Source organism: Limnohabitans sp. (assembly GCF_038134685.1).
Lineage (GTDB): Bacteria > Pseudomonadota > Gammaproteobacteria > Burkholderiales > Burkholderiaceae_C > Limnohabitans_A.
On sequence record NZ_JAYPVP010000032.1, the window covers coordinates 1 to 14314 of the forward strand.

General features: G+C 60.4%; 11 protein-coding genes and 1 other RNA gene. 5 read left to right on the forward strand and 7 right to left on the reverse strand.

All coding sequences use genetic code 11. The features are described 5' to 3' along the window. The 6 genes from AAFM15_RS10840 to gyrA all read right to left on the reverse strand — a co-directional run. Positions 1-337 (reverse strand): S1 RNA-binding domain-containing protein (locus AAFM15_RS10840; protein WP_341686727.1); only part of this gene is annotated, 337 nt, incomplete at its 3' end. A gap of 172 nt (positions 338-509) precedes the next feature. Further along, positions 510-2492 (reverse strand): bifunctional 3-phosphoshikimate 1-carboxyvinyltransferase/cytidylate kinase, encoded by a 1983-nt coding sequence (locus AAFM15_RS10845; protein WP_341686728.1) that lies wholly within the window; start codon positions 2490-2492, stop codon positions 510-512. 2 nt (positions 2493-2494) lie between these two features. Then, positions 2495-3391 (reverse strand): prephenate dehydrogenase/arogenate dehydrogenase family protein, encoded by an 897-nt coding sequence (locus tag AAFM15_RS10850; protein ID WP_341686729.1) that lies wholly within the window; start codon positions 3389-3391, stop codon positions 2495-2497. Between the two features lie 7 nt (positions 3392-3398). Then, positions 3399-4499, reverse strand: a complete 1101-nt coding sequence (pheA, locus tag AAFM15_RS10855) for a prephenate dehydratase (protein ID WP_341686730.1) — start codon at positions 4497-4499, stop codon at positions 3399-3401. Positions 4500-4503: 4 nt separating this feature from the next. Then, the gene (gene serC / locus AAFM15_RS10860; protein WP_341686731.1) at positions 4504-5640 is read right to left on the reverse strand and encodes a 3-phosphoserine/phosphohydroxythreonine transaminase; all 1137 of its coding nucleotides are present in this window, start codon (positions 5638-5640) and stop codon (positions 4504-4506) included. Further along, positions 5637-8318: a DNA gyrase subunit A gene (gene gyrA, locus AAFM15_RS10865; RefSeq protein ID WP_341686732.1), complete on the reverse strand. Its 2682-nt coding sequence runs from the start codon at positions 8316-8318 to the stop codon at positions 5637-5639. The genes serC and gyrA overlap by 4 nt, the downstream gene beginning before the upstream one ends. Before the next feature lie 229 nt (positions 8319-8547). Here gyrA and ompA point away from each other — a divergent pair, with 229 nt between their 5' ends. The 4 genes from ompA (at position 8548) to ssrA (ending at position 10978) form a co-directional block, all read left to right on the forward strand. Next, entirely contained in the window at positions 8548-9153 is a 606-nt protein-coding gene (gene ompA / locus AAFM15_RS10870) for an outer membrane protein OmpA (protein ID WP_341686733.1), read from the forward strand. Positions 9154-9218: 65 nt separating this feature from the next. Then, positions 9219-9926, forward strand: coding sequence for a bifunctional 2-polyprenyl-6-hydroxyphenol methylase/3-demethylubiquinol 3-O-methyltransferase UbiG (gene ubiG, locus AAFM15_RS10875; protein WP_341686734.1), 708 nt, complete (start codon positions 9219-9221; stop codon positions 9924-9926). Continuing rightward, on the forward strand, positions 9926-10588 hold the full coding sequence (gene gph, locus AAFM15_RS10880; RefSeq protein ID WP_341686735.1) for a phosphoglycolate phosphatase: 663 nt from the start codon (positions 9926-9928) through the stop codon (positions 10586-10588). Before ubiG ends, gph begins: the two co-directional genes overlap by 1 nt. A 13-nt stretch (positions 10589-10601) precedes the next feature. Then, positions 10602-10978: a transfer-messenger RNA gene (ssrA, locus tag AAFM15_RS10885) on the forward strand. A 315-nt stretch (positions 10979-11293) separates the two neighbouring features. Here ssrA and AAFM15_RS10890 read toward each other — a convergent pair. Next, positions 11294-11908 (reverse strand): 3'-5' exonuclease, encoded by a 615-nt coding sequence (locus AAFM15_RS10890; protein WP_341686736.1) that lies wholly within the window; start codon positions 11906-11908, stop codon positions 11294-11296. Between the two features lie 268 nt (positions 11909-12176). On the opposite strand from AAFM15_RS10890, the gene AAFM15_RS10895 reads away from it, so the two are divergent. Next, positions 12177-14060, forward strand: a complete 1884-nt coding sequence (locus AAFM15_RS10895; RefSeq protein ID WP_341686738.1) for a P-loop NTPase fold protein — start codon at positions 12177-12179, stop codon at positions 14058-14060. Positions 14061-14314 lie beyond the last annotated feature (254 nt).

Consider the following 14314-nt stretch of genomic DNA (forward strand, 5'->3'; position numbering starts at 1 on the left):
TGGTGGTGCCGGTCACGAATTCGCCGGATTCCAGGGCTTTTTCCAGCGACAGCCACGAGGCCAGACGCTTGGCGGTGTCGCGCGACAGGATGGTGTCGCCGTAACCGTTTTCGATGGAGCCGATGGCCACGGAGACAAAGTCGCCGACCTGGACTTCGATTTCACCCTGGTCATTCTTGAACTCGTCGATGGACACGTAGGACTCGGACTTGAGGCCGGCGTTGACGACGACGAAGTTGTGCTCGATACGCACGACTTCAGCAGTGATGACCTCGCCCGGGCGCATTTCGGTGCGCTTGAGGGATTCTTCAAAGAGGGCGGCAAAAGATTCAGACATTGAGTTTCCTTGTCCACAGATCAGGATGTACGTGCGCGACATGCGCCGTTTCTAAATAAGCTGACTGTGGCGGTTTGCGGCAGGGCCGCGGTTGGTTGAACAACCCACACCACCAATGCGCATGCTGCGCGGAAGGGAGCGGCGTGGACCGGGTAGAGCCTTGGCTTTGGCCTTAGCTCCTGCTTTGCCACCAATCTAACACTTGCTGCACCGAAGCTTCGATGGACAGTTGCGAGTTGTCGAGTTGCAAAGCATCTTGCGCGGGCTTGAGGGGCGCAACTGCGCGGGAGCTGTCCCGTGCGTCGCGCGCTTCCAAATCAGCGCGAAGACTATCAATATTAGCCGAAAAACCCTTTGAAATCAACTGCTTGTACCGTCTTTCGGCGCGTTGTGCGGCGCTGGCGGTCAAAAATACCTTCAAAGGGGCTGCAGGGAAGATCACTGTGCCCATGTCGCGGCCGTCGGCCAACAAGCCCGGAAGACGCTGAAAGCTGTGCTGCAGATCGACCAGCGCCTCGCGCACGGCAGGCAAAACCGAGACTTTGGAGGCATTCATGCCGCCTTCCTCGCTGCGGATGGCGTCGGTCACGTCCACGCCACCCAGCAGTACCTGTTCGCCCTCAAAGCGTACCGGCAGGGTGCGGGCCAGCTGGGCAATTTTGGCTTCGTCGTTGGCTTCCAGCGTCAGTCCTGCTTGTAGCGCGGCGTGGGCGGTCACACGGTACAGCGCGCCCGAATCCAGGTAGTGATAGCCCAATTGGGCGGCTACGCGGCTGGCCAGTGTGCCCTTGCCCGAGGCGGTAGGGCCGTCGATGCAGATGACCGGAATTTGCCCCGTGTCGGTATTGGCGACTTCGAACAAGGTCTCGAAATAGTCCGGAAAGGTCTTGGCCACGCACTTGGGGTCTTCGATGCGCACCGGCACGGTGTCGGCGTTGAAGGCCGCCAGTGAGAAACACATGGCCACACGGTGGTCGTCATAGGTGTGGATGCTGGCACGCTGCCATTGCCCGGCGGGCAGCGGGTGCACCGTGATCCAGTCCGGGCCTTCTTCTACCGTGGCGCCGAGCTTGCGGCATTCGGTCGCCATGGCCACGATACGGTCGGTTTCTTTCACGCGCCAGCTGGCGATGTTGGTCAGCGTGGTGGGGCGGTCGGCGTAGAGCGCCATCACGGCCAGCGTCATGGCGGCGTCGGGGATGTGGTTGCAGTCAAGCGTGATGCCCTTGAGCGGCCAGGCGCCGCGTTCGATGTGCAGCCAGTTGGGGCCGCTGGTGACTTTGGCGCCCATGAGTTGCGCGGCTTCCACGAAGCGGATGTCGCCTTGAATGGAGTCCGCACCCACACCGTTGACGCGGATGCCGCTTCCATTAGCGATCGCTCCCAGCGCGATGAAGTAGCTGGCCGAAGAAGCATCGGCCTCGACGTGGATGCTGCCGGGTGACTGGTAGCGGCTACCGGCGGGAATCACAAAGCGCTCCCATCCTTGACGTTCCACGGCAATGCCGTAGCGCGCGAGCAGGTTGAGTGTGATCTCGATGTAGGGCTTGGAAATCAGCTCGCCCACCACCTCAATGGTGATGGCGCGGTCAAGAGCTGCCAGCGGCAGGGCCATGAGCAGGGCGGTCAGGAACTGGCTGGACACATCGCCGCGCACGGGAATGGGCTTGTCCAGCTTGAGCGCAGGCTGGCGTACGCGCAGAGGCGGAAAGCCTTCGTTGCCCAGGTAGTCGATGGCGCAACCCAGCTCGCGCAGGGCGTCCACCAGGTCGCCAATCGGCCGCTCGTGCATGCGTTGCACGCCTTTGAGCGTGAAGTCGCCGCCGTGCACCGCCAGCGCTGCCGTGAGCGGGCGCATGGCTGTACCCGCATTGCCCATGAAGAACTCAATCGCCTCGGTGGGCCAGGCGCGGCCGCCCAGACCTGTGATGGTGACCGTACTGCCTTGCACGTCTACGCCGCAACCCAACTGGCGTAGCGCGGCCAGCATGACGCGGGTGTCGTCAGAGTCCAGCAGGTCGTGAACTACGGTGGTGCCTTCGCACAGGGCAGACAGCAGCAGGACGCGGTTGGAAATGCTCTTGGAGCCAGGCAAAGTCACCGCGCCGGATGCGCCAGTGAGCGGGGGCAGATCGAGGAAAGGAATGGCGTACATGATTAATTTTCAGATGCAGGCGAGCACGCATTGCCTGCTTGCAGTGTCCAGGCCGCGCGCGTGCTGCTGGCTTGCTGGATGAGGGCTTGCAATGTGGCAACGTCACCTGCTTGCATGGCTTGTTCAAATTTAGCCAGTGCCTGGCGAAAGTGCGCCACCTGGGTCAACACCTGCACCTGGTTGGCGCTCAGGATGTCACGCCACACGGCAGGCTCACTCGCAGCAATGCGCGAAAAATCGCGAAAGCCCGGTCCCGCCATTTCCAGAAAAGCTGCTCCTTGCGCCTGGCTTGTGAGCGCGTTGACGGCTGCAAATGCCAGCAAGTGGGGCAAGTGGCTGACGGCGGCGTACGTGGCGTCGTGCGCCTCGGGCGTCATGGTGCTGACCTGGCTGCCTACGGTGGTCCAGACCTGGTGCGCGGCTTGAGCGCGATGAATGCTGGTTTGCGGCATCGGCGTCAGGATAGTGCGGCGGCCCTGGTAGAGCTGCGCATCGGCATGGTCGATGCCCGCCACTTCTTTGCCCGCAATCGGGTGTGCGGGCACGAAACAACTCAAGCGCTCTCCCAGCGTGGCTTGGGCGGCCGCAATCACATCGCATTTGGTCGAGCCCACGTCCATCAGCAAGGCGTTGGGCGCCAGCACGTCGCGCATGGCTTCAAAGCTGGCATGCATGGCGCCTACCGGCACAGCCAACAGCACCAGGTCGGCCCCTTGCACGGCTTCGGCGACGCTGGTGGCGATTTGGTCGATCACGCCCAGCTCGAGCGCACGCTGGCGGGTTTTGTCGGAAGCGCTGAAACCCACAATGTGCTCCACCGCTTGGGCTTGCCGCAAGGCCAGCGCAAACGAGCCGCCCATCAGGCCACAGCCAATCAAAGCCAGACGCTGAAATTTCATGGGGCTGTTACTCGGACACCGGATAGGAGCCCAGCACTTTGTAGAAAGCGCACAGGCCCTGCAGCTCTTTGAGTGCGGCTGCCACATGCGGCTCGCTCACGTGGCCGGCGATGTCGATGTAGAAGTAGTATTCCCACTGACCCGACTTGGCCGGGCGCGATTCAAAGCGCGTCATGGACACGCCGTTTTGCTTGAGCGGCACCAGCAGGTCGTGCACAGCGCCGGGACGGTTGGGCACCGACACCACCAGGCTGGTGCAGTCCTTGCCCGAGGCCGGTGGCGTAGCCATGGTCTGGGGCAGGGCAATGATGGCAAAGCGGGTGCGGTTGTAGGCCTCGTCCTGGATGGCGTGGTGCACGATATGCAGGCCAAATTGCGCGGCTGCGCGTTCGCTGGCCAAGGCCGCCCACTTGGGGTTGGTGGCAGCGAGGCGCGCGCCTTCGGCGTTGCTGGAGACAGCGCGGCGCTCGGCCAGTGGCAGGTGCTGACTGAGCCAGCCCTGACACTGGGCCAGCGCTTGCGGATGAGCCAAGACCACTTCAATGCCTTCGTCGCCCGGTGTTTGCCGCAACAGGTTGTGGCGCACCAGCAGGCTGACTTCGCCCACCACATGTACGGGCGAACGCAAGAACAAATCGAGCGAGCGGGCAATCACACCTTCGGTCGAGTTTTCCATGCCCACCACACCGTACTGGGCGGTGCCTCCAGCGGTGGCGTGAAAGACTTCGTCAAAGTTGGCGCAGTAAATCAGGTTGGCGGCGCCGCCAAAAAACTCAATCGCAGCTTGCTCGCAGAAGGTGCCTTGTGGGCCCAGCACGGCGACGCGCTGCGGCGCTTCCAAAGCCAGGCAGGCGGACATGATTTCGCGCCAGATGGAGGCGATATGCTCGCTGTGCAAAGGCCCAGGGTTGGCGCTGGTGATCTTGTCGATGACTTGCGCGACGCGGTCCGGGCGGAAGAAAGGCGAGCCTTCGGCGCGCTTGATCTCACCGACTTTTTCGGCCACCCTGGCGCGGTCGTTGAGCAGCTGCAGCAGCTGGCGATCCAGGCTGTCAATTTGCACACGCAGCTCGCCCAGGGCTTCTGACTGGATAGGTTGTTGACTCATGGTCTCAAGCCTGTGTTTTTTCAAAGTCGCGCATGCAGGCGATCAGGGCCTGCACACCGTCAATAGGCATGGCGTTGTAGATGCTGGCGCGCATGCCGCCGACCGATTTGTGGCCCTTGAGTTGCAGCAGGCCTGCGGCTTGCGTCGCTTTCAGGAAGGCTGCATTGCGCGGATGTGTGGGGTCCAGCAAGGGCTGGCCATCGTCACCACGCAGAAAGAAAGGCACGTTCATCCGCGAGCGGCAGGCCTTGTCCACCGGGTTGGTGTAGAGCTGCGAGCCGTCAATGAAGTCGTACAGCAGCTGGGCCTTGGCAATATTGCGCTGCTCCATGGCGGCCACCCCGCCTTGCTGCTTGAGCCACTGGAACACCAGGCCAGCGATATAGATGCTGTAGGTGGGCGGCGTGTTGTACATGGAGCCGTTGTCGGCCACCAGTTGGTAGTCAAACGCGCTGGGGCAGGCTTTCAAGGCATGGCCCATCAGGTCTTCACGCACGATCACCAGCGTCAAGCCTGCGGGGCCCAAATTCTTTTGCGCACCACCAAATGCCAGGCCTATACGCGACCAGTCCACCGGGCGCGAGGCCACGTTGGACGAAAAATCGACCACGAGTGGTGCGTCGCAACCCAGCGTTTTCAGGTTGGGCAGCTCGTGGAATTCGACACCATGAATCGTCTCGTTGCCGCAGATGTGCACATACTGGCTGTCTGCGCCAATTTGCCAGGTGGCCGGGTCAGGCAGGGAGGTGAAGCCGCTGACCTGCGCTGTGGCGGCGACGCGGGCGGCGCCGTATTTGCCGGCTTCCTTGTGCGACTTCTGGCTCCAGCTGCCGGTCAGCACGAAATCCATCGCGCCGCCACGGCTCAGGTTGAGCGGCACGATGGCGTTTTCAGCCAGGCCGCCGCCCTGCATGAACAGGATGCGGAAGTTGGCGGGTACCGCCAGCAGCTCGCGCAGATCAGCCTCAGCCTTCTCGTAGATGCTGATGAACTCCTTGCCGCGGTGGCTCATTTCCATCACGCTCATGCCCGAAGAGCGGCCTTGTGCATCGTGCCAGTCCAGCATTTCGCTGGCGGCTTGCTGCAAAACCGCTTCGGGCATGGCGGCCGGCCCGGCCGAGAAGTTGTACGGGCGCGTCATTCCGTGGCCTCGGCCTCTCCGTTGTCGTTGCCTTCGGCATTGCCACCTTCGGCCGATTCGTTGGCGTCGTTTTCGACGATGCGCTGCAGACCCGAGAGCTTGGCGCCTTCATCCAGGTTGATCAGCGTCACGCCTTGGGTGGCTCGGCCCAGTTCGCGGATTTCGGCCACGCGGGTGCGCACCAGCACGCCGGTGTCGGTGATCAGCATGATGTCGTCATCGGTATGCACCAGCGTGGCGGCCACAACCTTGCCGTTGCGCTCGCTTTGCTGGATGGCGATCATGCCCTTGGTGCCACGGCCGTGACGGGTGTATTCGCTGATGTTGGTGCGCTTGCCGTAACCGTTTTCGGTGGCCGTGAGCACGCTGGTGCGTGTAGCGCCTTCTTCGGCAGGAGCAGCAGGGTCTTCCTGCTCGGCCACCAGCATGGCGATCACGCTCTGGCCCTCTTCGATCATCATGCCGCGCACGCCGCGTGCGCTGCGGCCCAGCGGACGCACGTCGTTTTCGTCAAAGCGCACGGCTTTGCCGCCGTCGCTGAACAACATCACATCGTGCTTGCCGTCGGTCAAGGCGGCGCCAATCAGGTAGTCGCCCTCGTCCAGGTTGACGGCGATGATGCCGCCCTTGCGCGGATTGCTGAATTCGTCCAGCGAGGTCTTTTTGACCGTGCCCATGGAGGTCGCCATGAACACAAACTGGTCTTCGGGGAAGGTGCGGGCTTCGCCAGTCAGCGGCAACACGACGTTGATCTTCTCGCCCTCTTGCAGTGGGAACATGTTGACGATGGGGCGACCGCGCGAGTTGCGCGAACCGGCCGGCACTTCCCAGACCTTGAGCCAGTACAGGCGGCCACGGTTGGAGAAGCACAGGATGTAGTCGTGCGTGTTGGCGATGAAGAGCTGGTCGATCCAGTCGTCTTCTTTGGTGGCAGCAGCTTGCTTACCGCGGCCACCGCGCTTTTGCGAGCGGTATTCGCTTAAAGGCTGGCTCTTGATGTAGCCGCTGTGGCTGAGCGTGACCACCATGTCGGTCGGGGCGATCAGGTCTTCGGTGGACAGGTCCTGCGCGCTGTGCTCGATCTCGCTGCGACGAGCGCCGACCTTGGTCTGGCCAAATTCCTGGCGCACAGAAGCGAGTTCGTCACCGATGATGATGGACACGCGCTCGGGCTTGGACAGGATGTCCAGCAGGTCTTCGATCTCGGCCATGACCTCTTTGTACTCGGCCACGATCTTGTCCTGCTCCAGGCCGGTCAGGCGTTGCAGACGCATTTGCAAAATTTCCTGCGCTTGCGTTTCGGACAGGCGGTACAGGCCGTCCTGGCCCATGCCGTATTGGCTCTCCAGTCCTTCGGGACGGTAGTCGTCGGCGTTCACCACCGAACCGTCGTCGCGCGCGCGGGTGAGCATGGTGCGCACCAACTGGCTGTCCCAGCTTTTGGTCATCAGCTCGGCCTTGGCCACCGGCGGGGTGGGCGCATTGCGGATGATGGCAATGAACTCGTCGATGTTGGCCAGTGCCACGGCCAAGCCTTCGAGCACATGACCACGGTCACGCGCCTTGCGCAGGTTAAACACCGTGCGGCGGGTCACCACTTCGCGGCGGTGCTCCAAAAACACCTGGATCAGGTCCTTGAGGTTGCACAGCTTGGGCTGGCCATCAATCAGGGCCACCATGTTGATGCCGAAGGTGTCCTGCAGCTGCGTCTGCTTGTACAGGTTGTTGAGCACCACCTCAGGCACTTCGCCGCGCTTGAGCTCGATCACCACCCGCATGCCCGACTTGTCAGACTCGTCCTGGATGTGGCTGATGCCTTCGATCTTCTTCTCGTGCACCAGCTCGGCAATGCGCTCGAGCAGGCTCTTTTTGTTGACCTGGTAGGGGATCTCGTCAACGATGATCGCCTGGCGTTGGCCTTTGTCGATGTCTTCGAAGTGGCACTTGGCACGCATGACCACGCGGCCACGGCCAGTACGGTAACCATCTTTCACGCCGGTGATGCCGTAGATGATGCCGCCCGTCGGGAAGTCCGGCGCCGGAATGATCTCCATCAGCTCGTCAATGGAGGCCTCGGGGTTGCGCAGCAGATGCAGGCATGCATCCACCACCTCATTGAGGTTGTGCGGTGGGATGTTGGTGGCCATACCGACCGCAATACCGCCCGAGCCGTTGACCAGCAAATTGGGCAGGCGGGTCGGCATGACGAGCGGTTCTTTTTCGGAGCCGTCGTAGTTGGGGCCGTAGTCCACCGTGTCCTTGTCGATGTCCGCCAGCATCTCGTGGGCGATCTTGGACATGCGGATTTCGGTGTACCGCATGGCTGCGGCATTGTCGCCGTCCACCGAGCCGAAGTTGCCCTGGCCATCGACCAGCATGTGACGCAGCGAGAAATCCTGCGCCATGCGCACGATGGTGTCGTACACCGCGCTGTCGCCGTGCGGGTGGTATTTACCGATCACGTCACCGACGATACGGGCCGACTTCTTGTAAGGGCGGTTCCAGTCGTTGCTCAGCTCGTGCATCGCGTACAGCACGCGGCGGTGCACGGGCTTGAGGCCGTCCCGCGCATCGGGCAGGGCGCGCCCCACGATCACGCTCATGGCGTAGTCAAGGTAGCTGCGGCGCATTTCCTCTTCAAGGCTGATGGGCAGTGTTTCTTTGGCAAACTGAGTCATGGAAAAGCCTTGCTCGGCGCAGCAATCAAAACCTCTGATTCTAGGTGCAACAAACTGTGGTGGACATGCAACAAATAGTATGAGTTTGCGAAATTAATGCATCTTGTTTCATCTGTGCATTTGTTCCAACACAGCTGTGGCACAATAATTGGTAACGCCACAGGTCGAGATTGGCTTGTACCGTTGTAATTTCGCGCAGCGTAGCTGCCGCTCAAACCGAAGGAAGATCATGAAAAAAGCAATCCTGATTGCATCTGCAGTTCTGGCAAGCGCTGCCGCTGGCGCGCAGACCATCGACAACTGGCGCAATGCCGCTGGCGACCTGGTCTGGAAAAACGGTACCAACGAATACTGCTGGCGCGACGCCAACTGGACACCCGCCACCGCCGCTGCCGGCTGTGACGGCGCCATCGTCGCCAAGCCCGTGGCTGCTCCCGCACCCGCTCCCCAGGCTGCTCCCGCACCTGCTGCTGCGCCTGCTGCTCCTGCCAAAGTCACTTACGCTGCTGACGCCTACTTCGACTTCGACAAGTCTGTGGTCAAGAAAGAAGCCAAAGCCAAGCTGGACAAGCTGGTTGACAACAGCAAGACCATTAACCTGGAAGTCATGATCGCTGTGGGCCACACCGACTCCGTGGGTACCGACGCTTACAACCAGAAGCTGTCTGTGCGCCGTGCAGAAGCTGTGAAGACCTACCTGGCTTCCAAAGGCGTTCAAAAGAACCGCATCTACACCGAAGGCAAAGGCGAGAAGCAGCCCGTGGCTGACAACAAGACCTCTGCTGGTCGCGCCAAGAACCGTCGCGTGGAAGTGGAAGCTGTCGGCACCCGCTGATCGCTCACACCCCGTGTGAACAAAGGCCCCGGCAACGGGGCCTTTTTTATTTGACAATACGTTCCATGAACAACACCAATGTCGACCCCGCTGAGCTGAGCAAGTTCTCCGACCTGGCCCACCGCTGGTGGGACCCCGAGAGCGAATTTCGCCCCCTGCACCACATCAACCCGCTTCGCCTGGAGTGGATCCACCAGCAAGCTAACCTGACCGGTAAGCGGGTGGTTGATGTGGGTTGTGGCGGCGGCATTCTGGCCGAGGCCATGGCCTCCAAGGGTGCCGATGTGCTGGGCGTAGACCTGGCCACCAAATCTCTCAAAGTGGCGCAGCTGCATGCGCTGGAATCCGGTGTGCAAAACGTGCGCTACCAGGAAATCAGCGCCGAAGCGCTGGCTTCAGAGCAAGCTGGCCAGTTTGACGTGGTCACCTGCATGGAAATGCTCGAGCACGTGCCCGACCCCGCCTCCGTGGTGCAAGCTTGCGCCAAACTGGTCAAGCCCGGTGGCTGGGTGTTTTTCTCCACCCTCAACCGCAACCCCAAGTCTTTCCTGTTCGCCATCGTGGGCGCTGAGTATGTGCTCAAGCTGCTGCCACGCGGCACGCACGAATATGCACGCTTCATCAAGCCTAGCGAGCTCAGCCAATGGGCACGCGAGGCGGGCCTCAATGTTCAAGGCTTCAAGGGCATGGAATACAACCCCCTGAGCCGCCGCTACTGGCTCAGCCAGGACACCAGTGTCAACTACCTGGTGGCTACACGCCGGGAGGCCTGATGTTCCAAGCCGTGCAAGCCGTGCTGTTCGATCTGGACGGCACCCTGATCGACAGCGCACCCGACCTGGGCGCTGCTGCCGACAAAATGCGCACCGACCGTGGCCTGCCCGGCTTGCCGCTGGACGACTACCGCCCCATGGCTGGCGCTGGTGCGCGCGGCATGCTGGGCGTCGCCTTTGGCATGACGCCCGAGCACCCCGAATTTTTAACTTACCGCGAAGAATTTTTCGTCAACTACGAAAACGCCATGACCGAGCGCACCGTCATCTTTGACGGCGTTCATGCCATGGTGCAGGCGCTGCAAGCCATGGGCATGCCCTGGGGCGTGGTCACCAACAAATCACAACGCTTTACCTTGCCGTTGACAGCGGGTATGCCTTTGTTCGCTTCGGCCAGCGTCGTCATCAGCGGCGACACCACCGCACACAGCAAGCCCCACCCCGAACCCCTGTTCGAGGCCGCACGCCGTCTGGGGTTTGAGCCGCATCGCTGCGTGTACGTGGGCGACGACGAACGCGACATTGTGGCTGGCCGCGCAGCCGGCATGGGCACCGTGGCGGCCACCTACGGCTACCTTGGCGCCACCGATATCAGCCAGTGGCAGGCCGATGCCCATATCGATTTACCCCTTCAGCTCTTGAAACTGATCGAATCAGCCTAAAATAGGCCGTACTGGGGCTGCATTGGTTTCGACATGGGTTCGGGCACGCAGCAGGGCATGTCGAGGTTCTGTCACCTCGTAAAACCGCAGAAAAAAACTAACTGCAAACGACGAACGTTTCGCACTCGCCGCTTAATCCGGTGAGCCTTGCAACAGTTGGCCGATAGGCTGGGCAAGGGCGGTCGCAAGACTGTCCAGGCTGCAAGGGAATTCATATCGGCTGGCATCTGTCCGGGTACCTTGGGCGGGTGCGAGAAAAAAGGGTACTGGCCGGTTGCGTAGCGTGTCGCTGCGCGGCGCAGCTGGCGAGACTCAAATCAGACGACTACACATGTAGAACTGCGCGAAGAAGGCTTGTGGACGGGGGTTCAAATCCCCCCAGCTCCACCATATGCAAAGGGGACAGACTTTCTCTGTCCCCTTTTTTTATCGGGCTGTAGCCCAGTATTGGCGCCATTCCTTGCATTTGACTTGAGGATGACTGGCGTCAATTTCTCCCCAAAAGTTTCATTTTTCGGCTCCGAGATCTCGGATTTCTCTACGTTTTCTCTGTTTTCTTGAGGACGGATCCTCAAGAAGAACCTAGGATTCATGCGGGTTCCAGCGCGATGGTTTGATGTGATTGGTGGTGGGCATAGTTGACTACCTTATTTTGCGAATCATCCTGTGGTGGTGCTGTCCTGGTTGGCGAAGCCACTTTATTCCTCAAAGGTTTTTCATCTGTGAGATGCATCCTTCAAGGATGCGCTGGCGCTTTAGGATGGCGAAAAACAGTCGCAGCGTATTAAAGGCGTCGATATCAGCGCGGTGGGCTTTGCCCACGAACTGCAGCTTGTAGCGCGCCATGGCCTTGGACAAGCCGCCATGTTGAATTGTGGCAGTGCGCGTTCTAGCCAATGACAGCAATGTGGTCCAAGTCTTCACATCAATCCAACGGCGGCCGAAATGATGAAACTCGATCTGCGCTTGAGCAAATGTCCGTAGCAAGTCGGCCGAGTCCCCGCCACCCCAAGTGACAGGATTGACGAATACCTCTTGCTCACGCAGTAGATCCCCAAGCTCCTGCGCACATTGCGCGAGGCTCACACCAGCACTGCAGTCCTCATTGGTGATGCCCGTTAGCTGTGTAATGAACTCGCTGATGGGCTCATCCACGTGTAGATTCCATCGTCGGACGATGAAGTGTTGCTGGTTTTGCGCAGCGCTACCGATGGCAACGCCGACTTGGATGATGGCCCCGCTGGGCTGGTTATATTCAAGGTCCAACGCCACATAACGCTGCGTGTCTTGCTGGGTGACAATCTGATTTTGATCGTTCATTTTGGCCTCCGTTGACAGTGGGGCCATATTGCCATTAAGTGCGGAGAGGGTCCGATTCAGTCTGGATGCATTCATTCGCAGCAGATGGTCCGAGCGATTGCTAAGTTCGCCAATTGACATTCGAAGGGACGTCAGCCCATCTCTCCATTAATCACCTCCAGTTTCATCGTTCACCTTATCAAGGTGTCTTTGAAGTCGGCGGCTGCCCAACCAACGCCGTCGTATGGCAAGATGAGCCAAAAGTTACAAATTAGATACGGAGGATGACATGTGGCATGACATCGAGGCCGAGGTTGACCTGCTCAACTTTGGCGTGGTTGCGCGCGCTGCTGCTGACCTCATTCGCCAAGCTGACGGCACTCCGCTGACCATCGGCGTCTCGGGCGGTTGGGGTGCGGGGAAATCGACGCTGGTCAAACTGACCAAGGCCGACCTGGAGAAGGCCGTGCCGTCAGGTGCCGCGGCCAGTCCTTACATCGTGATGGAGTTCAATGCCTGGCTTTATCAAGGGTACGAGGACGCCAGGCAGGCACTCTTGCAAGCTGTCTCTGATCGACTGCTAGAGGAGGCGAAAAAGCGCGAGAGCTTCGTCGACAAAGCGGTCGCTGTCGTTAAGCGCGTTAGGTTGCTGAAGTTGGCACGCTTGGCGGCGCCCGTTCTGGCCCATGCCGGCATCGGCTCCATCGCCGGTGGGCCACTCGGTACCTTCATTGGCGCAGCGACAGGCTTGGTCAAAGGACTTTCCGACGAAGCCATGCGCGAAGAGAACTTGGCCGTTCTTAAGGATGCATACGCAGAGCTAAAGCCTGAGTTAAAAGAGCTGGTCGGGGAGCGGGAAGACGACTCGTTGCCGAAGGAGATTCAAGCTCTACGGAAGGCGTTCGAGGATTTGCTCGCAGACATGGGCGTGACTCTCGTTGTGTTCGTTGACGACCTTGACCGTTGCCTACCTCATACGGCCATCGCGACCCTGGAGGCGATGCGACTGCTGCTGCACGTGAAGAACACTGCGTTCGTCATCGCTGCAGACGAGGCCATGATTCGAGGCGCTGTCCGTGCGCACTTTGCAGGCATGGACATCGAAAGCGGCCTGGTGACGAGCTACTTCGACAAGCTCATACAGATTCCGCTGAAGGTGCCTCGGCTGGGCGTCAACGAGGTGAAGGTCTACCTCGCGCTGATGATGGCCGACCTCGCCGTCAGGCAACAGCAACTGACCCCGAGGTTTCAAACCCAAGGGCAAACGGCACTACTCGCCCTGCTGAAAACGGCCTGGGGCAAGGGCATTACGCGAGAGGATCTGACCAAAGCGTACGGGGACGGAGCGAAGAGCATCTCCACTGCGCTCGACATAGCCGACCAACTTGCTCCTTTGCTGGTCAACGCAAGCGACATAGCGGGCAACCCTAGACTAATCAAGCGATTCATGAATAACTTGATGATTCGGTTGACCATCGCAAAGGCCATGGAAATGCCTATCGCGATTGAGCAGCTGGTGAAGGTCCAGTTGCTCGAACGCGTTGCATCGTCAGCTGCCTTCGAGTTCTTCGTGAAGGCTGTCGTCTCAAACCCTGATGGCAAGGCGGATTTCCTGGAAGCGTTGGAGCGGGCCGCTCAGGCTGACGAGGAGTACATCACTCCGCACCCGTCGTGGTCCACGCCCTTCTATCAACAGTGGGTGCGTCTGAGCCCGCGCCTCAGCGGCTCTGACTTGCGTGCACTACTGCATCTCAGCAGGGACCGTTCGCTGGGCCTGGCTGCGTACGACGAACTGTCCGAGGAGGGCAAGCGCCTGCTTGAGGCAACGATGGAAGCCAAGGAAGTTTCCAGGGTCCTAGTGCCACAGCTCATGGCCCTTGGCCAGGCAGACGTATCTCGCATCCTCACCCGAGTGATTCGTAAGGCCCGGGATGGCCAATGGAACTCTGTCGACCTCCTTCGCTGCCTCAATTGCACCGAAGCGCATCCTGAGCTGGGAGAGCAGTTCGTTCAAGCGCTTGAAGAGATTCCACCGGGTAGCAGGCCCTACGCAATCCTGCCCAAGCTGAGGAGCAAGCCGTGGGCAGCCTTGTTACTCACAGAATGGCGTGACGACCCTGAGTCTGCGGAGCAGGTCAAAATTTACCTTAAATCCTCCAAGGCAGGAAATTGATGGGAACCTCTACTTCAAGTCGCGGCCCCGGCCCGAATGTGAGTCTTGATCCCCCGTGGATTGACGATGTCCTTGACGGATTCGGCAGCGGCGCGGTTCCTGCCCCAGACGGTGCGCCAGTGCCACCAACGGGTGCCTCAGGAGTCGCGCAGCCAGCGCGCTATTCGGAGGCCCGTCGCGAGCTCAAGAAGTTCATTAAGAGCGGCAATACTGACCACCTCCGTGACGCCATCGGCCACTACTCGCGCAAGGGC

Coding starts and splice junctions, on each gene's coding strand:
- AAFM15_RS10850 (WP_341686729.1), bottom strand. CDS start 3,391: ATGAAATTTCAGCGTCTGGCTTTGATTGGCTGTGGCCTGATGGGCGGC.
- gyrA (WP_341686732.1), bottom strand. CDS start 8,318: ATGACTCAGTTTGCCAAAGAAACACTGCCCATCAGCCTTGAAGAGGAA.
- gph (WP_341686735.1), top strand. CDS start 9,926: ATGTTCCAAGCCGTGCAAGCCGTGCTGTTCGATCTGGACGGCACCCTG.
- serC (WP_341686731.1), bottom strand. CDS start 5,640: ATGACGCGCCCGTACAACTTCTCGGCCGGGCCGGCCGCCATGCCCGAA.
- pheA (WP_341686730.1), bottom strand. CDS start 4,499: ATGAGTCAACAACCTATCCAGTCAGAAGCCCTGGGCGAGCTGCGTGTG.
- AAFM15_RS10890 (WP_341686736.1), bottom strand. CDS start 11,908: ATGAACGATCAAAATCAGATTGTCACCCAGCAAGACACGCAGCGTTAT.
- AAFM15_RS10895 (WP_341686738.1), top strand. CDS start 12,177: ATGTGGCATGACATCGAGGCCGAGGTTGACCTGCTCAACTTTGGCGTG.
- ompA (WP_341686733.1), top strand. CDS start 8,548: ATGAAAAAAGCAATCCTGATTGCATCTGCAGTTCTGGCAAGCGCTGCC.
- ubiG (WP_341686734.1), top strand. CDS start 9,219: ATGAACAACACCAATGTCGACCCCGCTGAGCTGAGCAAGTTCTCCGAC.
- AAFM15_RS10845 (WP_341686728.1), bottom strand. CDS start 2,492: ATGTACGCCATTCCTTTCCTCGATCTGCCCCCGCTCACTGGCGCATCC.